Genomic DNA, 24125 nt, shown 5'->3' with positions numbered 1-24125 from the left:
TTGCTGCCCAATATTTAAGTGATGAACTGGAAATTCTGGAACAAAAATAGATCTAAAGATAAAACGAAGAAAAAAAAGAGCGCCGCCCGCGAATGGACCGATGCCATTATTTTTGCTGTTATAGCCGCTACGCTTATCCGTACGCTTTTTATTGAAGCATACACCATACCAACCCCATCAATGGAACGTTCGCTTTTGGTGGGCGACTTTTTGTTTGTAAGTAAGGTAAACTACGGTGCGCGCACACCTATAACGCCCCTGGCGTTCCCGTTTGCGCACCATACCATGCCTATAATTGGCACGAAAGCCTATTGGGATGCCATTAAATTGCCATACTACCGTTTACCGGGCTTAAGCGAAGTTAAAAAAGGCGATGTAGTGGTGTTTAACTACCCCATGGAGGCCGATTCGCCGTTTTACAGGCCGGTGGATAAACGCGAGAATTATATTAAGCGTTGCCAGGGTACACCGGGTGATACCGTAAGAATAATTAACGCGCAGGTTTATGTAAATGGGAAGGCCGCTCCAAACCCGCCGGGCGCGCAAACCGATTATACCATTACTACCAACGGCACAGATATAAACCCGCAGATATTAAGCGACCTGGAGGTATCTAACTACGAAAATGTACCTTCGCCAACGATGACCAAAAGCGCCGCCGAGAAGTTAAAAACATATTCTAACATCAAGTCGATAACCCCAAATTACAAACCGCCCGGCATTGCCGATCCACTTAACCCGGTGTTCCCGGCGGCATACCCTAAGTATAAGCTCGACCCTAAAAACCAGGATTTTGACTGGAACGTAGATAATTATGGCCCTATCATTATCCCTAAAAAAGGATGGACTGTAAAACTGGATAGTTTAACTTTACCAGTTTACGGCCGCGCCATTGAGGTTTACGAAGGAAACAAATTAAAGATAGAAAATGGTAAGGTGTTTATTAATGATAAGGAAGCTGCGTCCTACACCTTTAAAATGAACTATTACTGGATGATGGGGGATAACCGCCATGATAGCGCCGACTCGCGCTACTGGGGTTTTGTACCCGAAGACCATATTGTAGGCAAGGCCTTGTTTATATGGATGAGCTGGGACGATAATGCATCCTTTTTCGGCAAGATACGCTGGAGCAGGTTATTTATGGGTATCCACTAAACAACCCTGTTCAAAATATTCGAAGCCCTGTTCGCAAGAACGGGGCTTTTTTGTTCGGGGCTATTCCCCAATATATTTTAAGCCTATAATCGCCCTGGCATCATCTATCATCTTGATCATCCGCCTTGACATATCGTGCGTAATAACCGGGCTCTCCACCGCGCCTGATCTTATCAGATCAACAAAGTGTGCTATCTCATAGTTCAATCCGGCGGCAGTGAAAGGTTCGTTAATTTCTACTACACGCCCGTCAAGGTAATCAATAGTGGCCTTTGCGGGGTTCCACCAATTTTTGTGAATGGTGATATGGCCCAGGGTGCCGCATATCAGGGCGTCGCCCTTGCCATGCAGATCAAACCCGCCATAAAGTTGTGCATAACCGCCCCGGTGCCGCGTCTGAAATATACTGAACATATCAACCTGCAGGCCGCTAAAGCGGCCCATGGCCTGTACCTCTTCGGTTTCGCCAAGCCAGTCTATCGCTAAAAAAGCTTCGTATATTCCTATTTGCATTAAGGCTCCACCCGCCAGTTCGTAACTAAAGTTGGGATGGTCGCGGCTAATATCCGCTACCGACGAACCCGCCCTTACGTAGCCCACCGCCCCAACCGGATCGTGTCGTAGATGTTCTTTCAGTTTTTTATAGACGGGGTAAAAGGGCGGTTTCATACCCTCCATAAATAAAAGGCCGGTTGTTTTGGCTATTGCCAGCACTTCGTTAAGCTGGGGCAGATTTAGTGTCGCCGGTTTTTCGCATAAAACATGTTTACCGGCATTCATGGCTTTTATACTATAGTCGGCATGGGTATCGGGCAGTGTAGCTATATAAACCGCGTCGATATCACTTGCTAAAAGCTCTTCCGCGCTGCGGCAGGCCCTGCCACCGTATTGCGCGACAAAGGCGTCAACCGTTTCGGCCCGGCGCGAGTGCGAGGCCGCAAGTACATTGCCGGGCAAAGCGCTTAACCCCTGCATAAACCTGTGCGCTATACGTCCGCAGCCAATAATACCCCATTTTGTCATGTTGTAAAAGTCTTAAGTTGGAGGTCTTTAGTCGAAAGTCAAAAATGCGATTTAGTTTTCAATAAAAAAGCCCTAAGCTATTTGCTTAAGGCTTTCTGACTAGAGACTTTCGACTTAAGACTTATTACTGGTACTGGATATAAATAGGGTAAGGGCTGTACCTTGATAACACCTCTTGCGGGGTCAGCATGTGGTGGGGCGCTTTCTTAATATCATTTTTGTAAAATAGCTTAAAACCTGTAAACTGTACGGGCTCCTGGTTTATAAAGTAACGGTAAGTGCCGGTTTTAAGGTCTGGTTCGCCCCAGCCGTCCATATCCATCACTATCTGCACTTCGGGGCGCAGTTTAATGTTTTTATAGTTAGTAACCATCTTTTTTGTAAAGCGGTGTACAACTAAAATTTTTGGCGGCAAACCGTTCTTCTTAACAATATTGGCTAAATAGTTTGATACATAGTTTACATCGGCGGCATCGTAAGTGCCAATTTTTTTGCCCGGTTTGGTACCGTCTTTCATCGAAAATTCTGGGTCCATGCCAAAATGTACCTGCGGCATTTTCAAATATTTTTCAAATAAGGGCAGTTCGGCCTGTATATTACTTAATGCAACCTGAACATCTAAAAATACTATAGCGTGCGCTTTTTTAGCCAATGCCAATACACTGTCTATCTGTTTAAATGGCATACGGTAACGGTATTTACCATCCTTACCGCCATCGCCCTGAGCAACTACAGCAATATAGTGCAGCGCGGGTTGTACAGGCGTTTTAGGATCCGCTTTTTCCCAGGCCTTTACTTCGCTTTTTAGTTTAGCAAGCATTTCGTTTGGCGGTAATTCTCCCAATATCCCCATCCTTTTCGAGTACAGGTTGCCGTAAAAAGCCACTACCCTTTTAAAAGGTAAAATTGCGCCGCCTAATGGGTAAGGCTGGTTTTTAACCGGCCACCGACCGCTGGTATCGGTATGGGCATTAAATTTTAAAAGCTCATCATATTTGGCTTTGTCGGTTGGCGGGTAGCTTGACTTAACAACGCTCACAGTGTCGGCTTCTTCGCCTGTTGCTTTTGCGGTGGTATCGGCCTTTTTGCCGGCTGTTTTGCTGCCGCTGCTTTGGCTGCAGGCCGTAAATAATACTAATGAACATACCGCGAACAGAGCGGAAAAAACTACGCTTTTCAATTTCATAGATAAATGGGGTATTTGAGTGTGTGTGTGCCGGCTTTTTTCAGCCTTGTTAAATATAATGCTTGTAAAGATAAAAATAGATAGGACCTTAGCTTTTATTTTTATAAAATTTTCCGAATACCCCTAATGGTAATTTAGGGCCCGCAGTAGCTTGCAGGTAAAGCTCGCCAATTTCGAGATTTTGCACTTTTGGATACGCGTTTTTGATCAGGTTTTCGATGATCACCGATGAGAAGCCAAGCGAGTAGGTATTCAGGATCAGGAAATGTTCATCGGGGTCGAGCAGTTGTATCACATCGCTCATCATTTCGTTGATGTTATCCTCCAACTTCCATTTTTCGCCGTTAGGGCCGTTACCATAAGCTGGTGGGTCCAATATAATGCCGTTGTAGGTTTTACCGCGTTTTACCTCGCGTTTCACAAATTTAAGGGCATCCTCAACCATCCAGCGTATATCCTTTAATCCCGACAATTCCTGGTTCTCGTTTGCCCAGGTAACCACTTGTTTTATCGAATCCACATGCGTGGTATCGGCGCCCGCGGCTTTGGCAATCAGCGATGCGCCACCCGTATAGGCAAACAGGTTAAGTACCCTGGGTGTCGTAGTTTTAAATTTTTTGATGTTACCTGATATGTAGTCCCAGTTAACGGCCTGTTCCGGAAAGATGCCCAGGTGCTTAAACGAGGTTAAGCCCAGGCGAAATTTGATGGCTACATCATTGTTTTTATATTCGATGTGCCAGCGATCGGGTGTTTTTTGGTCTTTCTTTATCCAGTCGCCCGCGGTTGCGCTGCGGCCCTTAAATTTTATATGGTGCAAGCGTTGCCACTCGGCGTTGCTTAAGGCTTTGCTCCAAACAGCCTGGGGCTCGGGGCGTATCAGTATGGTATTGCCAAACCTTTCCAGTTTTTCAAAGTCACCGCAATCTATCAGCTCGTAATCTTTCCAGTGGGTAGGGGTAAGCAGTTGGATCATGTTTTTTTGAGTCCGAAAGTCGGTAAAGACCGAAAGTCCGGAAGTGTTTTAATAGTTAATTGTCAGAACAATATAAAGCCGCAAATTTACACAATCTAATTGAGCTTTCCTTCTTGCGGACTTAGGGAGATCAGACTTCCCGACTGAAGCTACAGCTTGTCCTTAGCCGCCTGCATAAACTTACTGGCAAATACAAACTCGTTCAGCTCTTTATTATCGGTCTTGGCAATTTCCTTGTTGCTGCCTTCCCACCATTTCTGGCCCTGGTGTAAAAAGATGATGTGGTCGCCTATGCCCATTACCGAGTTCATATCGTGGGTTACAACAACGGTGGTCATGTCATACTCTTTGGTAAGGTCGTCTATCAGTTCATCTATCAGGATAGAAGTTTTTGGGTCGAGGCCAGAGTTTGGCTCGTCCACAAACAAAAATTTTGGCTGCATGGATATGGCCCGGGCAATCCCTACACGTTTTTTCATCCCGCCCGATAGTTCAGCCGGGTAAAGTTTGTTCGTATCCTTTAGGTTCACCCGCTCCAGGCAAAAATTCGCGCGGTCGCGTTTTTCAGCTATCGATTGATCGGTGAACAGGTTTAGCGGGAACATGATATTCTCCTCAACCGTCATACTATCAAATAGAGCAGAGTTCTGGAAAAGCATGCCTATTTGCGTGCGTATGGGCACACGCTCGGTAAAATTCATCTCGGTAAAATTGTCGCCCTCAAAAAATACTTCGCCTTTTGTGGGTTCGTGCAGGCCCACAATACATTTCAGCAGGGTGGTTTTACCCGACCCCGAGCCGCCTATGATCAGGTTGTTTTTGCCGGTTTGGAAAGTGGCGCTGATGCCCTTAAGCACCTCGTTATCGCCAAAAGTTTTATAGATATCTTTAATTTCGATCATAGCATTAAACTGGTGATCATAAGGTCAGCAAATAGGATCCAAACACAACTGTAAACCACACCCGCAGTTGCCGACTGGCCCACCTCAAGCGCACCGCCCTTGGTGTAAAAGCCCTGATACGAGCAAATAGATGCTATGATGAACCCGAAAACAAACGCCTTAACCAATGCCACCCTAACGGTAAGCCCGTCAAAACCTTCATTTACACCCATCAGGTAATCAGCAGGGGTAATATCACCGGTAATGATACAGGCTATATAACCGCCGGTAATACCCAGGCATATGGCAATAATTACCAGTACGGGCACCATGGTTATACTGGCTATGATTTTAGGCGATATTAAATAGCCCGGCGCGTTAACACCCATTATCTCCAGTGCATCTATCTGCTCGGTTACCCGCATGGTGCCAATGTTTGATGCGAAGTTTGAACCTACGCGGCCTGCCAGTACCAGCGACGAAATAGTGGGGCTAAATTCCAGGATATTGGAGTCGCGCGAGATGCTGCCCGCAATACTGCGGGGCACCAGCGGGCTCGATAGCTGGAAGGCGACCTGAATGGTGGTTGCAGCGCCTATAAATAACGAAATGATGCTGATGATACCCAGCGAGCCAATGCCCACCGATACCATTTCGCGCATAACCTCGCCCCAGTAAACACTGAACTTTTCGGGTTTTTTAAAACTTAAACGTAATAAGAGTATATATTTTCCTAAGCTTTGAAACATTTGAAACTGTGAAATCCGGTTAAAAATACATTTTTTAATATTAAGCTATATTGGCGGTTCCAAATCGTTCAAAATAAATTGGATATTTATATATGAAAAACGCCCTTATTACCGCCGCAACAAAAGGCATTGGCCGTGCCGTTGCCATCGCTTTTGCTAAACAAGGAATAAACCTGTCAATTTGTTCTCGGAACGAGCAAGATTTAACAGATTTTAAACAGGAGCTTGAAAATATTAACCCGCAAATTACGGTAGTGACCATGGTAACCGACTGCAGTAAACGCGATGAACTGCGAAATTTTGCCGAATTCACCGAGAAAAAGCTGGGTTTCGTCGATATTATTGTAAATAATGTGGGCATGTACAGGCATGTTTCTATACTTAAAGACAGCGAAGATTCTTTCCAAAAACAGATAGACACTAACCTGATGCCCGCCTACGAACTATACCGTTTCTTCGGTAAAAGTATGGTTTCTGTCGGTAAAGGGCATATATTCAATATATGCTCGGTAGCGGCTATAAACCCTATAGCGGAGGCGGGTGTGTATAGTGTAACTAAATATGCACTTTTAGGTCTTAATAAGGTAATGAGGCTCGAGATGCAGAAACATGGTGTAAAGGTAACAGCAGTGATCCCGGGGTCGACGTTAACAGACTCGTGGAAGGGGATGGAGGTTGATGAAACCAAAATGGTACTGCCCGGAGATGTAGCATCGGCAATTGTAAACATATTGAATATGAGCGCCGGGGCAAATGTTGATGAACTGATCATAAAACCTGCATCGGGCCAGATATAATAACCAAGCACTTAAACTAAAAGATAATGGAAAAGAAACTTTACAGAGACGAGCGCCACAAAACAGTAGGTGGCGTTTGCGCAGGCTTAGCGGAGTATTTTAATGTAGACGTATCGGTTGTACGGGTAGTATTCGTATTGGCCGTGTTTTTAAAAGGCGTTGGCATACTGCCATACATTGTGCTGTGGATAGTACTGCCAAAGCGTCCGTTCAACTACAACGACCCAACCTTTAAGCCGGGCGTAACACCCGGGTATAACCCCAATTACGGCCATGGTTTCAGAGATGTACATGTAGATTATACCGTACCCCCGCCACCAATACCCGGGCAGCCATTTGTACCGTATACACCAAAAAAGTCATCAAACGTGGGTGTAGTGTTCGGGATGATCTTGATAGGCCTCGGCGCCATATTTTTGCTGGATGAGTTTGACATTATCCCCGACTGGGACTTTGAAAAATTATGGCCGGTAATACTGGTAGCCATTGGCGCTACCCTGTTGTTTGGCAGTAAAAAACAGCCCTGGGAAAAAGAAGGCTGGCATGCCGAAAAAAAGGAGGCTGATTTTACCGCCGAAACCAAGGCTGAAGCAACCGACGAACAATCAAACGATAACCCTACAACCGTATAACCATGAAAAGCGATAAAATTATACCGGGCCTTATCCTGGTGCTGTTAGGAACCACGTTCCTGTTAGATAATTATCATGTGATCAACTTTCATTGGGCCAGCTTGTGGCGCTTTTGGCCGATATTTTTGATCATGGGCGGCGTAAACCTGGTGTTTGCCAACAACCGCAGTAACTGGGCGCTCGCCGTAAAAATCGGCGTTGTGCTGTTAGGCTTCGCGCTGATATTGTTTGTGCCTACAAGCCGGTTTTATCCGTTTAGCAATAACTGGCATTTTAACGACAAGGGCTGGTACAAAGATAATGGCGACTACGACGATGATGACGACGATGATACCACCGACAGCAAAGGCGTTGTTAAGGTTGAAGGCAGCAGCACTTATACCGAACCTTTTACACCCGGTACCACCGCTGCCAAACTGAATATAAGCGGCGGCGGTACGCTTTACACGCTAAAGGATACGACCAGTGAGTTGTTTTCGGCAGTAACTAAAGAACGCTACAACAGGTACATATACACCCACACAATGGAAGGTAACGTACCGGTGCTTACCCTGCATATGAAGGACAAAAAAGGTCATATCCAATGGGATAGCGATAACGGCAATTCGGCAGCCATTAAACTGAATGTAAACCCGGTATGGGACATTAATGTAAAGGCCGGCGCAACCGAACTGGATTTCGACATGTCGCCATTTAAAGTACGCAATTTTGTAATCAACGGCGGCGCGGCATCATTCCATGTAAAGCTTGGGCAGCCGGTGGCAAACACCAACGTAGAGGTTTCAACAGGCGTATCCGAAGTGGAAATAAAAGTGCCTGCAAACGCCGCCTGCCGTATTACCACAAACTCGGGCTTATCATCAAGCGAGTTTAATGGGTTTGATAAAAAAGGCGATAACGTATACGAAACACAAGGTTTTGGCGCGGCTACTAATAAGATTTTTATACACCTTAAAGGCGGCGTGTCTGATTTTAAAGTAGTGAAATATTAATTGTTTTATTGCCGGATGGGGATGCTATTGTTTAAATTTGAAAACTATGCAACCATCCGGCAATAATGCTTTATACCCAACCGCTAACGATCAGTATACGCTGGTAATTAATGGTAAGCCCCATGGCCCTTTCAGCATAGATGAATTAAAAGCACGTAAAATCAGGCCTGGCGACTTTGTGAAAACCCCCGCCATGGACGACTATAAGGAAGCCCATGAAATTGCTGCATTAAGGCAGCTTTTTGGTTTTAACAGGCAGCCATTACCCATGCAATACTTCGGCAGCTTTGACCAGCGCGCCATTGCCGCCATTATCGACTGGCTTATCGTATTCGCGGCTTTTATTATGGCGGCATTGGTTGTTTTGCTTATATTGCTGCTTGCCCTGCCCGGCGACGAAAATAAAATTATACGTATTGGCATTACCGCGGGCATTGTGGCATTAACACCCATCGGTAAGATCATCTATAACGTTAAAATGGAGGCCGCCCCTACACGTGGCACCTTTGGCAAGCAACTGATGAAGATACGTGTATGCGACCTTTACGGCGAGCAAATTACTGCTGCACAGGCCATAGGCCGTAACCTGGGTAAATACCTGTCCACAGCTACTTTTTTTATAGGTTACCTGATGTGTTTTTTTAGCCAAAAACAACAATGCCTTCACGATATGCTGGCCGATACGGTAGTAATAAAGGACAGGCTGGATAGTTGATTTTGATTGTAAAGGGTTATCAAAGCTTATCAGGGTTAACAAGGTCACATCATTTAACTTTACAACATCTACAACTCTTAACCTCTCCCAGCCATAATAAGTTAAAAAATGTTAAATACTACGAAGTATTCGTAATTTGACTAATCTGTTAGTTATATTTGTGATATCATATTAATCAACCTCTTACAAGATATCACGGTTTATGAAAAAATTATTTACGCTGATCTTATGCATGTGCACTGCCGCGCTCGCAGCCCATGCACAAAAGCCCGATACTACACAGGCTATAGTTCATTATAAATTCTCGCACCTGCGCGATACGCTTAAGCCTAATGAACCTTATACAGAAAACATGGTGCTGTTTTTAGGCCGTAACGCAAGCGTCTACAAAAGCTACGACCGTAAAATGCAGGATGCCATGATGCGTAAGCAAATTGCCGATCAGATAAAAGCAAACGCCGGCACAGGCGGCAATATTAATATTAAACGCGGCGGACCGGGAATTACCAATAACGAGTACTTTATGTACCCGGCGCAAAAAAAGCTGGTACGTAAAGAGCGCCTGGTAAATAATTACCTGATAGAAGAGCCGCTGCCCGTTATTAACTGGAAGATTAGTGCCGATACCGCCAGCTTTTCGGGCCTGAAATGCCAGAAGGCGACGGGCCATTTCGGCGGCCGCGATTACACCGCCTGGTTTTGCCCCGACCTGCCTTTTCACAGCGGCCCCTGGAAACTGAACGGCTTGCCCGGTTTGATTGTTGAAGCTTACGATACCAACAAACAGGTTGTTTTCAAATTTGACGGAATGGATGATGCCAGTAAACTTGAAAAGCCGGCCCCCGGCGCCGGCGATGGCAGCACCATACAATCAGGCGGGATGGTTGTTAAAATGATAGGTATGGAAGATGCCAATGAAGATCCGGGTATTATCGCGCTGCCATCAACCGGTATAAAAACCACCGAAAAGGAATTTACCAAACTGAAAGAGGCCATGAAAAAAGATCCCGCCGCCTTTATGCAAAGCGCAATGGCAGCGTCGGGTACAACAATGCGTATAGCACCGGGGGTAAATACCAACATGAAGTTCCAGGTGGCCAGCGGGCCGGTAATTAATAACCCGTTAGAACTGCCCGAAAAGAAATGAGTTTATTAAAAAGACTGGGAGCGGCATTCGTTTTCTGTATGCTGTGCTCTGCCGCGGGTTTTGCCCAAAGCCTAAAAGGTACGGTTACTGATAGCCTGGGCAAAGCCATATCGTTTGCAAGCATAAATCTTAAAAGCAGTAGTAACCTTATCGTTGCCTACACCAGCAGCGATGACAAGGGCAATTATACCCTGCAAATACCTGCCGATGCAAACAAAAGCGGCCTGGCTATAGAGGTAAGCTGCGTAGGGTTTTCAAGGCAGGCCAAACCGGTTACCGATGCTGCCGCAACCTACAATTTTAAGCTCGCCCACTCGGTAAACCAGTTAAAGGCTGTAACCGTGAAGGATAATAACCCGCGCTTACGGGTGCATGGAGATACCACCGATTATAAGGTATCAGATTTTAGCAGTCCGCAGGATAGGGTAATTGGCGATGTGATAAAAAAGCTGCCCGGTATTGATGTGGCTAAAGACGGCAAGATCAGTTACAACGGCAAGGCCATATCCAACCTGTATATTGGCGGCGATAACCTGCTGGATGATAAATACAATATAGCCACAAGTTCTATCCCTAAGGGAGTGGTTGATAAGGTGCAGGTGATGGAAAACCACCAGCCGGTAAAAATGCTGAAGGATAAGGTAGTGAGCGAAGACGTAGCTTTAAACCTCACTATAAAAAAGGATGCCAAGCTGCAATTAGTTGGCCAGGAGACCGTTGGTGCAGGCCTGCCCGATAAATACTATGCCGACCTTAACGCCATGATGTTTAAGGATAAATACAAGGCCATAAATTACTTAAAGGCCAATAACACCGGTAACGATGTGGCTTACGACCTGGTATCGCACAATCTGTCCAGCTACCTGTCAAGGCTTGATAACGACAAGCCGAACACTGTATTGTCATTAGGCACCGCCGGCGACCCCGACCTGCCGCGCAACCGCTACCTCTTTAACCAGGCAGGTATATTAAATTTGAATAACCTGGTAAATTTGAAAAACGATGTACAGCTAAAGGCCAATATATCGTACCTGCACGATAGTCAGAAGCAAAACTACACCAGGTTTAGCGAGTATTATCTGCCAACCGATACCATCCGCTACGCAGAAGTACAGAACAACCGCCGCCGCCCGGATATTCTGCATACCCAGCTATCGGCAAATGTTAACCGCGATAAATATTACCTTACCAATAACTTTATTGCCGATTATAGCCGTAATACCGGTTACTCTGCGCTAACTACCAACGGCACTTTTGTTAACCAGGTTTTTAAGGATAACCTGATGGACCTATCCAACGAGTTTAACCTGATGAAAACCAGTAAAAGCAACAAGATACTGGAGTTTTACAGCTACGTTAACCGAAGCACAGAGCCCGAAAACCGGGTGATAGACCCCGGCCTTAATCCGGATATCTTTAACAACGGCTTAGCTTATAAGCAGCTAACCCAAACGGTAGATATACCCACTTGGTTCACCAATAATTACATAAGTTATAAAGTACCGGGTAATTATTTAACGCAAACCTACAAGGCCGGGTTCAGCCTGCAATCGCAGGACCTGCAATCAGCGTTAAATGTTACGCAGGCAGATAATTCGGTAAACCTGTTGTCAGACAGCGCTGTAAACAACCTGAGCTGGCAGCGACGTAAAGCATATGCCGAAGCGGGTTTTGATGTCCCCGGCGATAAATTAAAAATGAGCATATCGCTGCCGCTAAACCTGCAGCAGATAAGCTATAACGATAATTATTATAAACTGGATAAGGACCTTACCCGTTTATATTTTAACCCCCGCGTATCGCTTAAATACCAAACCGGGGTTGAGAACTATATTTCTGCGGGTTATAATTTTCGTAACGATATTGGCAACATACAGCATGTTTATAACGGCTATATCCTAAAAAACTACCGCTCATTGTATGCCAATAACGCCGACCTTACCGAGCGCAAAACGCAAAACGCCATGCTGGGCTTTAATTACCGCAAGGCCATTACCCTTTTCTTTTTTAGTGTAAATGCGTCGTACAGCCACATCAATGCCAATAACATCGCATCGAGCATATTAACCGATAACATCCAGCAACGTATTGTATTGCCATATAACAATAATGTAGATTCATGGACGGGCAGCGGCAACGTCAGCAAATATATTTTTGGGTTGCGCACCACCGTTAGCGCTGGTGTATCGGTACAAACTACAAAGCTTAACCAGATACAAAACAATATTATATTGCCTTATAACACCATTTCTACAACGTTTAGTGCCGGTGCTGATACCAAGGTGAGCAGCACCGTAAACTTTAGCTATAAGGCAAATTACGACGAAACAACCAGCAAGTCGCCGGCTGTGGCAGGCGCCAGTAAGTTTCAGCGGCTGATACAACAGGCATCGGTAAATTATAACCCGCTTAACACTTTGTTCTTTAGCATTGCTGCCGACCATTATTATACGCACCAGCAGCAGGCCAATGACCTTAAATACATTTTTGCCGACGCATCCATGAAGTACAAGTTTGATAAGCTAAAGCTGGATTTTGAACTGAGCGCACAAAACCTGTTCAACACCAAAACATACAGCGCGCTGTACCTGTCGGCCAATACCTTTACCAGCAGCTCGTACACCATCCCCGGCAGGTTTTTGCTGGCTAAGGTGATGTTTAATTTGTAAAATGGGTTATGCGTAAAATCTGTCAGTCATGAACCTGTCGAAGACTTGAACGCCAGATAAGTTATACCGTCGGTTACCGTTTGGCCCGGTGCAAGGTTTTGTATCCAGCGCTAATCATAATCCTTATCAGTCGAGGGCATTATTTCCATCAAATAATCGCCGCAAACAATGCCGTTAGCTATAATAAGGTGTTGGCCGCTTTTGGCCGGCGTGTCAATAATTATGGAATGTATGCCAAGGTTATACATCCCCATATTTAGCGAGGTCAACTCTACCGGCTGGCCGTTTGTACCCATAAGGTGGTCGGTACTCGGGTTAAGCTGCCCGGCTTTTTTTAAGCTGTTATCTGCCAGTACAACAGGTTGATCCAGGGTAACCAGCAAGGTAACATCGTTGAAACCAAGCTGCATAAGCGTAAGCGACTGGTGGCCCGTCTCACCAAGACTATGTACAACGGCTTTTGGTATTACACCTGTAGGTGTCCATGCCGATACAGTATAGCCGATTTTTAATTGTTCTATGGCTGTTGTGCCGTTGGGAGTTGTAATAAGTGTGCCGTTTGCAAAAGACATCTTTAAAGTTTTAGGAAAGATAATTATTATTTCTCATTCGGTAGTATTGGCGAGGTCATTTGAAAACTGTGGGAGATCTTAACTATTAAACGGAAAAAAAATAGCGATGGGTAAAATCCATCGCTATACTATGTTACTGATGTTTGTTATGCATGCTTACTACACCGCGTCAGACAACGAGCTGAACGTAAAATCCCTTATCCGCATTGGCGGTATCAGGGCGCTCTGGCTGCTTTCGCCGCTTACAGTACGTTCTGCTTTGCCAAGGGCATCCAGGTTGTTCAGCATAATAACCGGGCTTTCGTTAAACCTGAAGTTCTTTATCGGGAACTTGATCTGCCCGTTCTCGATGTAAAAAGTACCATCGCGGGTAAGGCCGGTATAAAGCAAGGTTTGGGGGTCAACAGGCCTTATGTACCAAAGGCGGGTAACCAAAATACCTTTTTCGGTACTTTTTATCAGTTCTTCCAGGCTTTGGGTGCCGCCCTCCATGATGATATTAGAAGGGCCGGGGACAGGCTTTACGCCTTTTTTTTGCGCCCAATAGCGCGAGTAGCTTACATTCTTTAGCACACCTTTTTCTATCCAGCTCATTTTTTGCAATGGCTGTCCGTCGCCAGCCCAGGGGCTCGATGGTACTTCGGGGTTGGTCGGGTCCGAGTAAATGTTCACCCGTTCGTCAACCAGTTTTTCGCCCAGACGTGTTTTGCCGCCCGGTTTGCTTAAAAAGCTGCGGCCTTCGTCGGCGCTGCGGGCGTCAAGGCTGCCGTACAGTTGCTCAAGCAGTACAATGCCTGCCGCGGGTTCCAGTATCACGGTGTACTTACCCGGTTCAAGGGCTTTGGCACCGGTTGACGCGGCCGCTTTTTGCGCGGCAATTTTGGTAAACCCAACCGCATCCATCTTAGCTACATCGTTATAATCTTTGGTTACATAGCCAGATCCCTGTCCGTCTGCTGTGCGCAGTGTTGCCGAAAAGTTAACATTGGTTGAGGTATCGTAAAGGAATAACCCTTTCGAGTTCATGACCGAACTAAACCCACTGCTGCTTTGCAAAAAGCCTGCCGCGGTAAGTTTGTTTTGTTTGGCAATGTTAAGGCTTTGCTCAACCATTGCAGTGCGCTGCGCAGGTGTTAAGGCCGCGGTTGCCGGTATAAAGGTTTTGCCGCCCGGACCGTAGGTTTGCGGCCCTAAAAACGGCATGTATTCCGGGTTTTCGGGTGCCAGCTGCGCCAGTTCTTCCGACCGTTTTACAGCATGTTGTATGGCCTCGTCGGTGTATTCGTTTAAAGTGATAACCCCCAGTTTTTTACCGTATGCCGATGATACAACCATGCCGGTGCTGCCGATAGCGCCGCTGGTTGATACGTTATTGCGGGCATACCTGATGTTGGCCGAATCCGACCCGTAAAGGTTAATTTCACACTCGTCGGCTTTTGAATAGCTCAGCGCTTTTTTCAGTATCGCGCGGCATTCATCTTCTGTTAAAATAGCCATATCTATATTTTTCTTGCTGTGTTAATTACGTTAACCCCGTTAAAACGGGCTGTTGATGAACCGTGCGATACCGCGCTGGCCTGCATAGGCTGGCCCTTACCGTCAAAGAACGACCCGCCTAAGCGGTAATCATTTTTATCGCATACGGCTGCGCAGGCGTTCCAAAACTCCTGGGTATTGGCCTGGTAGGCCACATCGTTTAGCATGCCCACAATTTTGCCGTTTTTGATCTCGTAATAAAGCTGCCCGCTAAACTGGAAGTTGTAACGCTGCTGATCTATCGAGAACGAACTGTCGCCGATGATGTAAATACCTTTTTCAACGTTTTTGATCATATCGGCAGGTGCAAGCGTTTCCTTGCCCGGCTGTAACGATATGTTTGGCATTCGCTGAAACTGCACATCGCGCCAGCTTTGGGCGTAGCAGCACCCCTGCGACTCTTTTAAGCCGATAATGTGCGCCTGGTCGCGGATGGCCTGGTAATTTACCAGTATGCCGTCCTTGATGATATCCCATTGTTTGGTGCCCACGCCCTCGTCATCGTAACCAACAGCGCCAAGCGAACCCGGCTGCAGTTTATCGGCCACAATGTTTACATGCTTGCTGCCAAAGTTAAATTTGCCTGTTTTCCATTTATCCAGCGTAAGGAAGCTTGTACCCGCAAAGTTGGCTTCGTAGCCCAGCACGCGGTCTAGCTCGGACGGATGCCCCACCGATTCGTGGATGGTAAGCCACAGGTGGCTTGGGTCAAGCACAAGGTCGTACTTACCCGGCTCAACACTTTTCGCCTTCAGCTTTTCGGCGGCCTGCACGGCAGCCGCGCCGGCGTCTTCCAGCATATCGTAGCGGTCGCGGTATAGGGTGGTCTGGCTTTTTATCTTATCGTTTTCGCGCGGTACCAGGTACTCGTAGCCCATGCCACGGGGAGCGCTTAACGAGCTGCGGGTTTCAAACTTGCCGCTCTTTTCGTCAATTTTGGTAACGCCGAACACCGGCCAGATGCGGTGAATGTCCTGGTCGATGTACGAGCCATCGGTCGACGCGAAATACTTTTGCTCGTTCACCATAAACAGTACCGAGTTAACGTAGTTGGCGCCGTTTTTAAACGCGGCATCGTTAACCGATAGCAGCAGGTCGGTTTTCTCTTTCATCGGCACCTCAAAGGCGTTGCGCTCTATAGGCGTTTTCCAGCTAACCTCGCCATAGCCCTTTTGCGGGGCCAGTTGTACCGGCTCGGTTTGCAGGCGCGAGTTTTCTTTAGCAATGGCCACGGCCGTTTCGGCCGCGCGTGCAATACTGTCGTTATCCAGCCTGTCGGTAGCGGCAAAGCCCCAGCAGCCGTTGGCAATAACGCGTATGCCCATACCGTAGCTTTCGGTATCAACAATATTCTCGATATTTTTGTCGCGCGTAACCACGTACTCGTTAAGGTAGCGGCCCAGGCGCACATCGGTATAAGTGGCGCCTTTAGCGCGGGCGGCATTAAGGGCCACATCGCTCATGCGCTTTTTTATGGCCACATCAACATCGCGCATGCGGGTACCGGGCACAATGGGCGAGCCAGCCGCGGTAAACCTGCTAAGCATGGAAGCACTTATGCCCATGCCGGTAAGGTAAAGGAAATCTTTTCTTTTCAAAATGGGTCAGTATTTATTGCCTAAATATAATAATTTGATATGCGGATATGCAAATATGGTTTTAGATGTGCGGATGCCGATTTGTAGATAATCAAGCCGGCCTTGCAAGTGCAAAGGGATCCCTCAATAAGCTTATTTCCTACTTTTATAACTAAGATCTGATACGCTTCGCTACGCAATAACACGGGGTTACATCTTCCCAAACAGGTCTTCTATCGCCTTTACACGGTATTCAAATATCTTCCTGATCTTACCGGCAACAAGCAGCTTATTGGTTAAACGGCCTATAGCGCCGTAGGGGATGGCATAGTTGAGGATATCGGTCATTTCTACGCCGCCGGGTATTTCTTTAAAGTGGTGCTGGTGGTGCCAAAGGGCGTAGGGGCCAAAACGTTGCTCGTCTACAAAATACTTACCTTCCTGCACGTGGGTTATTTCTGTCATCCAGTTTAGTTTGATGCCCAGCATCGGTGATATTTTGTAGGTAATGATCATGCCGGGGTACATTTTGGTATCGGCGGTGTAATCAGATGTTACCACAAAACGCATATCAGGCGGCGTTATCTTTGCCAGGTTCAATGGCGACGAAAAAAAATCCCAGGCCTCATCTAAACTGATGGGGATTTGCTGTTTTAGTTTTAAGGCGTATGTTTTCACGAGGGGATAACAGGCTGGGTAGGTAATTGTTATATGGTTAGCTCCATTAATTATAGTCCGTTCGCTTCCGTAGCAATTGGCAGGCCCCGGCGGCTCCACTCGCTCCACGATCCTACATACAGCTTTGGCCCGGTAATACCCGCGTGTTCCATGCCCAGCAAGGTGTGGCAGGCTGTAACGCCCGATCCGCAATGCACAATAACATTCGCCGGGTTTACACCGCCAAAAGTTTGATTGTACAGGGTAGCCAGTGCCTGCGATGTGAGGTACTTGCCCTCGGGCGATAGGCTGTTACTGTAAAACAGGTTAACCGCGCCGGGTATGTGCCCTGCCACCAGGTCAAGCGGTTCGGTATGGCCCAGGTAACGCTGCCCTTCGCGTACGTCGATTACCATGCGGTCGTCGGCTTTGGCGGCAGCTTTTACTTCTTCAATATCTACCGTATTGCGGTATGCAGGGGGTACCGGGTAAGGCGTAGCTGCAACAGGCTCATAAGCATCTGTGCTTAGTTCAATACCTTCATCGGTAGCGGCCTTTAAGCCGCCGTTAAGTACCTGCACATTTGTATGCCCTATTGATCGCAGCATCCACCAAAGTCGCGCGCCGCCCATCGCTGCGCTTTTATCGTCGTATACTACCACGTGGCTATCGGGCCGTACGCCCCAGCGCCCCAAAGTGGCTGTAAAATCTTTTAATGATGGTAAAGGGTGCCGGCCGCCAAAGGCAGGGTCTTTAGGGTGTGCGGCCAGATCATCATCCAACGTGGCAAAAATGGCGTTGGGCAGGTGCCCGGCAAGGTAACGCTCGTGCGCATTAGCCCCTGCGCGTACATCAATCAATATCGTAGCCGGGTCAAATACCCGGGGATCGGTAATTTCTATTAATGGCGACATTCTTTAGTGATTAGTTAATTAGTGATTAGAGATTAGCGACACTCTTTAATCACTTCGCAAGGCAAGTTAGAAAAAGCCCGGCATAAATAAAATTGCCAATAACTAATCTCTGATCACCAATCTTTATTCTATGACTACTGCACCATCTTATTGGCACAGCACGAGCTTGCGAAGGCTTCGGGCTTGGCTTTAAATACAAAGCCCATGCTTAATATATAACCCATAGCCTCGTGCAGGGCCGCGTTGCTTTTAAACATAGGGTTGGTGTTGATGTCGGCGTGTACTTCAAGACCCACATCGTAAAGGTCAAGCAGGTCGCAAAGCTTATAGGCAATGTCAATAGACTTTTGCACTTCGTAAAGCATCCGCTCTTTAATGCTCATTTTTTGCGAGGTACGCTCCTGGTGGATGAACATGAATGCGCCCCGCTGTTCGCGAATAAAAACAATAACAGTGGCAAAATCGGTAACCGAGCCTTTCACCTGCGAATCTGTACCGATACAAACTTTTAGTTTATTGCCCAGGTTGGTTTCCCGTTCAATGGCAGCTTCAACTTCTTCCAGTATAGGTGTTTGGATCACCTCTCCGCTAAATTTTCTCCAGGTCATAAAAATAGTTTTAGAGTTATTTTAGTACGGCCTTTTTACAGGTCTATAAAAATAAGCGATAAACTATTTTATAAACGTTAATGCGCAGTAAATTATTTGTTAACATTTAGCTGAATATTAACATGTTAGCGCTATCGAGCCTTGAAATTAATTCTGTTGTGTATTTAGATGGCTCCATTGACTATTATTGAGGTTGTGTTAATAGAATTGCATCCCATCCGGCTTTTCCTTAAATTTAGTCACCAATTATGAAAAAGCTGCTGCTGCTATTTATTGCAGTTCTATTTACGTCCCCGTTATTCGCGCAGGATACGAGGTCTGTCTGCATTAAAATTAATGAACTTAATTCACGCGTTTTAAACGGCACCGTTAAACGGGCAGATGCCGCAAAACAATTTAAAACGCTTATTAACCAGTTAAGTAAAATGATGCATGCTCCCGGTACCTCTGAGCCTTGGACATTCCCCTTACAAGGCTATAAAACCAATGCGATAGGCGGAACTAATGGCAATGGCTACAGCGATAAAGGCTACAACTACTTGGATGGCAATAAACACACCGCGCATCCTGCACATGATATTTTTATACATGATAAAGATCAGGACGGTATTGATGACAAAACGGGCAAAGCAGTTGATGTATTAGCTGTAACAGATGGCGTTGTAATAGCTTGTACTAACCAATGGCAACCGGCAAGTACTATGCGTGGTGGTAAATTTATCTGGGTGTATCACCCCGAAGGTTTTATATCCTACTACGCCCATAACCGCGCCATATTTGTGCAACCCGGCGATGAGGTAAAGCAAGGCCAAAAAATTGCCGAGGTTGGCCGTACAGGGTTTAACGCTTATAAGAAACGCTCGCCAACACATTTGCACTTTTCTGCCTTCCATATAAAGGATGGGCTGCCGGTGCCTTTTAACCCTTACCGGCAACTGGTTAAATCAACAGCACAATGAAAAATATCTTAGCCCTGGTATTACTAATTGCACCCATGGCATTTGCCCCGGACAACGTGCGCACCCGCTTTAAGCCATCGGCAGGGTATAACCATGTTGCTGTTGCTCCGGGTAGCTTTGGGGCTTACCTGCAAACCCTTCGGCTTAAACCGGCGGGAACGCACACGAGAACGTACACCGGCAGTATTGCCCGTACCGACCCTTATACCGCCGCAGTAATTGATATGAGCATAGGTCCACAAGACCTCCAGCAATGCGCCGATGCCGTAATGCGCCTGCGCGCCGAATACTTGTACCAACAGGCAAATTACAAAGCCATCGCCTTTAACTTTACCAGTGGTTTTAAATGCGATTATATCCACTATGCAAATGGTTATCGTTACGTTAACGAGCGGTGGGTGTTGCGTGGTAAAAAGGATTATAGCTACCTTAACTTTTTACGGTATATGAACCTGGTATTCTCTTATGCCGGTACATTATCGCTGCAAAACGAATTAAAGCCGGTTACCAACCCTAACGATATAAAAGCTGGTGACGTTTTTATAAAAGGTGGCTCGCCCGGGCATTGTTTTATAGTGATGGATGTTACCGAGAATGCCGCCCATAAAAAGCAGTTTCTGCTGGCGCAAAGCTTTATGCCCGCGCAAAACATACAGGTGCTGCAAAACGGCTCGCCATGGTTTAGCCTGGATACGATAGCAGACATACCTTATGGCGAATTGGTGAATTTTAAATATTTAAAAAGATTTTAATGAGCTGCGAAAGCAAATCAACAATTTTTTGATTTGCCTGTTATGCTATCATGACAACACCTGCAAACAACCACGATAAACCGTCGCCATCTGATACGCCTACAGATAGACCTAACGATGAAGGCCACAAAAGTGTAGTGAAAAATAGGGATAAGGAATACCATGCTGACGAGCCGGAGCAGGAAAACGTAGCGAAGTATTACGAGAACCGCGAACAGCCTGTAACGCCGGTTAAGACCCCGCCCGCTGATGATCAACCCGACGCATCAGATGATGACGCCCGCCGACTGGAATCTAAATAACGAGCGTTCGGGAAAGCCTCACCTAAATCCTCTCCAAAGGAGAGGACTTTCATCTAACCTTTAAACTATAACAAGGGCTTTGCTATACCGGCCGAGTTAAATTGCAGGTCGTATAGTTTGCGGTAGTAGCCGTTGTCTATCCTCAGCAATTCCTGGTGGGTGCCCATTTCTTTTATCTCGCCGTGGTCAAGCACAATGATCTTGTCGGCATTTTGTATGGTTGATAAGCGGTGGGCTATTACAATAGCCGTACGACCCTGCATCAGTTTGTTAATGGCATTTTGTATCAGCAGCTCGGTTTCGGTATCAACCGATGACGTGGCTTCGTCCAGTACCAAAATAGCGGGGTTGTAAACCAGCGCGCGGATAAACGAGATCAGTTGCGCCTGCCCTGCCGAAAGGGTTGCCCCGCGCTCCATCACATTATAATCGTATCCGCCGGGCAGGCGCTCAATAAATTCGTGCGCACCTACATCCTTTGCTGCCGCGATAATTTCCTCACGCGTGATGCCCGGGTTATTCAGACTGATGTTGTTGCCGATGGTATCGGTAAACAAAAATACATCCTGTATAACAGTGGCTATCCGCGAACGCAGGTAATCTACCTTATACTCGCGTATGTCGTGCCCGTCAACCTTAACCTCACCTCGTCCAATATCATAAAAGCGGTTCAGGATATTGATGGTGGACGATTTGCCCGCCCCGGTTGCGCCAACCAATGCCAGCGTTTCGCCGGGTTTAATATGAAAGTTTATGTCCTTTAGTACCCAGTTCTCATCATTGTAAGCAAACCAAACGTTATTAAATTCAATTTCACCCTTTAAGGCCGGCGGCGCAAGCTTACCTTCGTCAATAGCAACCTCATCGGTATCTAAAACCTTAAATATCCTGTCGGCGCCCACCATACCCATTTGTAGCGTGTTAAATTTATCAGCCAGTTGGCGTATTGGTCTGAAAAGCATGTTGAGCAGCACAATAAACCCAGTAATAACGCCTGGAGTGATACCATTAGGCGATGCCGACAGCGCGTGCATTTGCTGATCGTTAAGGATGCGTTTACAGCCGTACCAAACCAGCAGGGCAATGCATATAGCAAACAAAATTTCTACCACCGGGAAAAATATAGAATAGTACCAGTTTGAGCGGATGTTGGCATCGCGGTATTTTAAGTTTACCGCCTTAAACTTGCGCATCTCCTGCTCCTCGCGCGCAAAATACTGGATAATGCTGATGCCGCTAATGTGCTCGGCCAAAAAGGTATTAAGCTGCGCCACCTGCGTACGCACTTCCTGAAAGGACGATTTAATGGCCTCCTTAAACACATAGGTTGAGGCAAACAGCAGGGGCATGGGTATCAGGGTAATGAGCGCCAGTTTCCAGTCCTGCCAAAGCATGTACCCGATAACGGCAAACACCAGCAGCATATCGCCCATAATGGATATCAGCCCCTCCGAAAAAATATCGGCGATGGTCTCCAGGTCGGATACGGTACGTGTAATCAGCATCCCGATAGGTGTACGGTCAAAATATTTTAACCGCAAGCTGGTGATGTGATTAAAAATATCTATCCTCAGGTCGCGAATAACCGACTGCCCCAACGAGTTGGTTAAATAAGTTTGGTAATATTGCGCAACAGTTTGGACAAGCAGCTGGGTGATCATCAGCCCAACCATAAAAACCAGGCCGTTGTAGTTGTTGCCCAATATCTCCTTATCAAGCGTTTTTTGGATCAGGATGGGTTGTACCAAAGCAATGCCCGCCAAAAAAATGGTAAGCAATGCCGCTATAATAAATGTGCCGTTATAGGGCTTAACATAGCGCATAACCCTGCCCAGCAATTTCCAGTCGAGCGCTTTACCTGTAACTACAGCAGCCCCCCCACCCCCTGAAGGCGGAGTTCTTGAAGTATCTTTTTTATTGTCTTTACTCATTTATTTAGTCAAATTTGTTCCCCCTTCAGGGGTTAGGGGGCTATATAAGGATACTTTACTTCCGTTAAATATAAGCCGCACGCCGGTACGCTTATGCCCGCGTTGCTGCGGCTTTTACTTTGGATGATGTTGCGGATATCCTCCGGCTGCATTTCACCACGACCCACCATGATCAGCGTGCCCACTATGGCCCGCACCATGTTACGCAAAAATCTGTCGGCAGAGATATGAAAAACGATGCCGTTTTCCGTCTCCGCCCATTCCGCTTTTACAATTTTACAATTATTGGTTTTAACCTGCGTATTACTTTTACTAAAACAGCTAAAATCTGAGTATTCCATGATAATTGCCGCCGCCCGGTTCATCAGTTCCAAATTTGGCCTGTCGCGCAGCAGCCAGGAGTAACCGTGCAAAAATGGATCTTTTTCGAAGTGGATATGGTACGCGTACGAGCGCAGCGTAGCGTCGAACCTGGCATGCGCATCGGCGTGTACAGGGATGATATTTTTTACGGCGATAGCATGCGGCAGCAGGGCGTTGAGGCTTCTTTTGTCTATGGTCCATGGTCCATGGTCTATGGGCTTTACGTCAATATGCGCATAATACTCCTTCGCATGCACCCCGGTATCTGTACGGCCGCAGCCGATGGTTTCTATGGGTTGGCGCAGCAGGGTTGTCAGCGCTTTATCTAATAACTCCTGTACGGTAACGGCATTTGGCTGCACCTGCCAGCCGTGATAGTTGGTACCGTCGTAACTTAGTTCAATAAAATATCGCTGGATGTTGGCCACAGCGCAAAGTTAAGTTTGTTATTTGGTAGTAAAGGTTAAAAATGTTGTAAAAGTTCAAATTGTAAGCTGCCGATATCTGTTATATTTGCAGCAGCAACATTATAAATTTCACATGCTACAACGTATCCAATCTATATACCTGCTGTTTGCCTCGCTGGTTCTTTTCGGGCTGTTCATATTCCCGCTCGCACATAACATTTTTGTGGACGGTAAACTGGTGAACGTATCGGTTACCGGCGTTTACGAAATTGTTAACGGGCAGGATAAGCAAATACAGCAATTTTTGGCACTTACCATTATTACTGTTATTGCCGCATTGATACCTTTTGCGGTTATCTTTTTATACAAAAACCGCAAACAGCAAATAGCACTATGTTACAGCGCCATATTGCTGCTTATAGGCTATAGCTTTTGGATGGCCCAAACCGTTAAAAAAGTAGTTGGCCAAATTCAGTTGGAATACAAGAATATGGGCATAGGCCTGTTTTTAACCTCGCTGAGCATCATACTCATCATATTCGCGGTTAAAGCCATCCAACGCGACGAAAAGTTGGTAAAATCGGCCGACAGGCTGCGGTAAACCGCGTGGCAAATAAGGCCG

At 46.4% G+C, this 24125-nt stretch carries 24 protein-coding genes; 11 read left to right on the top strand and 13 right to left on the bottom strand.

Translation table 11 applies throughout. The annotated features are described in order from the left end of the window. Positions 1-21 precede the first annotated feature (21 nt). A complete protein-coding gene (gene lepB / locus HDC91_RS12945) occupies positions 22-1158 on the top strand; it encodes a signal peptidase I (protein ID WP_183552808.1) in 1137 nt (378 codons plus the stop codon). A 60-nt stretch (positions 1159-1218) separates the two neighbouring features. Here the strand turns inward: lepB and HDC91_RS12940 are convergent, their stop codons facing one another. The 5 genes from HDC91_RS12940 to HDC91_RS12920 all read right to left on the bottom strand — a co-directional run bounded on the left by HDC91_RS12940 (position 1219) and on the right by HDC91_RS12920 (position 5973). Next, a complete protein-coding gene (locus HDC91_RS12940) occupies positions 1219-2181 on the bottom strand; it encodes a Gfo/Idh/MocA family protein (protein WP_183552806.1) in 963 nt (320 codons plus the stop codon). A 124-nt stretch (positions 2182-2305) separates the two neighbouring features. After that, entirely contained in the window at positions 2306-3367 is a 1062-nt protein-coding gene (locus tag HDC91_RS12935; protein WP_183552804.1) for a hypothetical protein, read from the bottom strand. Positions 3368-3455: 88 nt separating this feature from the next. Then, complete coding sequence (locus HDC91_RS12930; protein WP_183552802.1) at positions 3456-4343, bottom strand: class I SAM-dependent methyltransferase; 888 nt, start codon at positions 4341-4343, stop codon at positions 3456-3458. A 149-nt stretch (positions 4344-4492) separates the two neighbouring features. After that, the gene (locus HDC91_RS12925; protein WP_183552800.1) at positions 4493-5245 is read right to left on the bottom strand and encodes an ABC transporter ATP-binding protein; all 753 of its coding nucleotides are present in this window, start codon (positions 5243-5245) and stop codon (positions 4493-4495) included. Next, positions 5242-5973 (bottom strand): ABC transporter permease, encoded by a 732-nt coding sequence (locus HDC91_RS12920; RefSeq protein WP_162430646.1) that lies wholly within the window; start codon positions 5971-5973, stop codon positions 5242-5244. The genes HDC91_RS12925 and HDC91_RS12920 overlap by 4 nt, the downstream gene beginning before the upstream one ends. A gap of 92 nt (positions 5974-6065) precedes the next feature. Here HDC91_RS12920 and HDC91_RS12915 point away from each other — a divergent pair, with 92 nt between their 5' ends. From HDC91_RS12915 to HDC91_RS12890, 6 genes are all read left to right on the top strand, one after another. After that, positions 6066-6770, top strand: a complete 705-nt coding sequence (locus HDC91_RS12915) for an SDR family oxidoreductase (protein WP_183552798.1) — start codon at positions 6066-6068, stop codon at positions 6768-6770. A 26-nt stretch (positions 6771-6796) separates the two neighbouring features. Continuing rightward, positions 6797-7402: a PspC domain-containing protein gene (locus tag HDC91_RS12910; protein ID WP_183552796.1), complete on the top strand. Its 606-nt coding sequence runs from the start codon at positions 6797-6799 to the stop codon at positions 7400-7402. Between the two features lie 2 nt (positions 7403-7404). After that, a complete protein-coding gene (locus tag HDC91_RS12905; protein WP_183552794.1) occupies positions 7405-8394 on the top strand; it encodes a LiaI-LiaF-like domain-containing protein in 990 nt (329 codons plus the stop codon). A 46-nt stretch (positions 8395-8440) separates the two neighbouring features. Beyond that, positions 8441-9109 carry an RDD family protein gene (locus tag HDC91_RS12900; RefSeq protein ID WP_183552792.1) on the top strand — a complete coding sequence of 223 codons (669 nt, stop codon included), beginning with the start codon at positions 8441-8443 and terminating at the stop codon, positions 9107-9109. A gap of 202 nt (positions 9110-9311) precedes the next feature. Beyond that, positions 9312-10256 carry a GLPGLI family protein gene (locus tag HDC91_RS12895; RefSeq protein WP_183552790.1) on the top strand — a complete coding sequence of 315 codons (945 nt, stop codon included), beginning with the start codon at positions 9312-9314 and terminating at the stop codon, positions 10254-10256. Next, positions 10253-12925: a TonB-dependent receptor gene (locus HDC91_RS12890; RefSeq protein WP_183552788.1), complete on the top strand. Its 2673-nt coding sequence runs from the start codon at positions 10253-10255 to the stop codon at positions 12923-12925. The genes HDC91_RS12895 and HDC91_RS12890 overlap by 4 nt, the downstream gene beginning before the upstream one ends. A 110-nt stretch (positions 12926-13035) precedes the next feature. On the opposite strand, the gene HDC91_RS12885 is transcribed toward HDC91_RS12890, so the two are convergent. The 6 genes from HDC91_RS12885 to HDC91_RS12860 all read right to left on the bottom strand — a co-directional run bounded on the left by HDC91_RS12885 (position 13036) and on the right by HDC91_RS12860 (position 18789). Beyond that, on the bottom strand, positions 13036-13497 hold the full coding sequence (locus HDC91_RS12885; protein WP_183552785.1) for a hypothetical protein: 462 nt from the start codon (positions 13495-13497) through the stop codon (positions 13036-13038). 159 nt (positions 13498-13656) lie between these two features. Next, the gene (locus HDC91_RS12880) at positions 13657-14994 is read right to left on the bottom strand and encodes a TldD/PmbA family protein (protein ID WP_183552783.1); all 1338 of its coding nucleotides are present in this window, start codon (positions 14992-14994) and stop codon (positions 13657-13659) included. Between the two features lie 2 nt (positions 14995-14996). Continuing rightward, positions 14997-16631 (bottom strand): TldD/PmbA family protein, encoded by a 1635-nt coding sequence (locus HDC91_RS12875; protein ID WP_183552781.1) that lies wholly within the window; start codon positions 16629-16631, stop codon positions 14997-14999. 189 nt (positions 16632-16820) lie between these two features. Beyond that, positions 16821-17288: an SRPBCC family protein gene (locus HDC91_RS12870; RefSeq protein ID WP_183552779.1), complete on the bottom strand. Its 468-nt coding sequence runs from the start codon at positions 17286-17288 to the stop codon at positions 16821-16823. 50 nt (positions 17289-17338) lie between these two features. Continuing rightward, entirely contained in the window at positions 17339-18181 is an 843-nt protein-coding gene (locus HDC91_RS12865; protein WP_183552777.1) for a sulfurtransferase, read from the bottom strand. A 134-nt stretch (positions 18182-18315) separates the two neighbouring features. Beyond that, entirely contained in the window at positions 18316-18789 is a 474-nt protein-coding gene (locus HDC91_RS12860; protein ID WP_129877731.1) for a ribonuclease H-like YkuK family protein, read from the bottom strand. A 248-nt stretch (positions 18790-19037) separates the two neighbouring features. On the opposite strand from HDC91_RS12860, the gene HDC91_RS12855 reads away from it, so the two are divergent. The 3 genes from HDC91_RS12855 to HDC91_RS12845 are packed head-to-tail and all read left to right on the top strand — an operon-like array spanning position 19038 to position 20802. Continuing rightward, positions 19038-19748, top strand: coding sequence for a M23 family metallopeptidase (locus HDC91_RS12855; RefSeq protein ID WP_183552776.1), 711 nt, complete (start codon positions 19038-19040; stop codon positions 19746-19748). Then, the gene (locus HDC91_RS12850; protein WP_183552774.1) at positions 19745-20500 is read left to right on the top strand and encodes a DUF4846 domain-containing protein; all 756 of its coding nucleotides are present in this window, start codon (positions 19745-19747) and stop codon (positions 20498-20500) included. Before HDC91_RS12855 ends, HDC91_RS12850 begins: the two co-directional genes overlap by 4 nt. A 50-nt stretch (positions 20501-20550) precedes the next feature. Beyond that, positions 20551-20802: a hypothetical protein gene (locus HDC91_RS12845; RefSeq protein ID WP_162430660.1), complete on the top strand. Its 252-nt coding sequence runs from the start codon at positions 20551-20553 to the stop codon at positions 20800-20802. Between the two features lie 65 nt (positions 20803-20867). Here the strand turns inward: HDC91_RS12845 and HDC91_RS12840 are convergent, their stop codons facing one another. Both HDC91_RS12840 and truA read right to left on the bottom strand, forming a co-directional pair. Continuing rightward, a complete protein-coding gene (locus HDC91_RS12840; RefSeq protein WP_255476738.1) occupies positions 20868-22625 on the bottom strand; it encodes an ABC transporter ATP-binding protein in 1758 nt (585 codons plus the stop codon). Positions 22626-22765: 140 nt separating this feature from the next. Then, on the bottom strand, positions 22766-23524 hold the full coding sequence (gene truA / locus HDC91_RS12835) for a tRNA pseudouridine(38-40) synthase TruA (protein ID WP_183552770.1): 759 nt from the start codon (positions 23522-23524) through the stop codon (positions 22766-22768). 112 nt (positions 23525-23636) lie between these two features. Between truA and HDC91_RS12830 the strand changes: the two genes are divergently transcribed. After that, positions 23637-24104 carry a DUF4293 domain-containing protein gene (locus HDC91_RS12830; protein ID WP_183552768.1) on the top strand — a complete coding sequence of 156 codons (468 nt, stop codon included), beginning with the start codon at positions 23637-23639 and terminating at the stop codon, positions 24102-24104. Positions 24105-24125: the final 21 nt, after the last annotated feature.

The sequence above is a fragment of the Mucilaginibacter sp. AK015 genome, from assembly GCF_014200785.1.
Classification (GTDB): domain Bacteria; phylum Bacteroidota; class Bacteroidia; order Sphingobacteriales; family Sphingobacteriaceae; genus Mucilaginibacter.
This window is presented reverse-complemented; position numbering and strand designations above follow the sequence as displayed.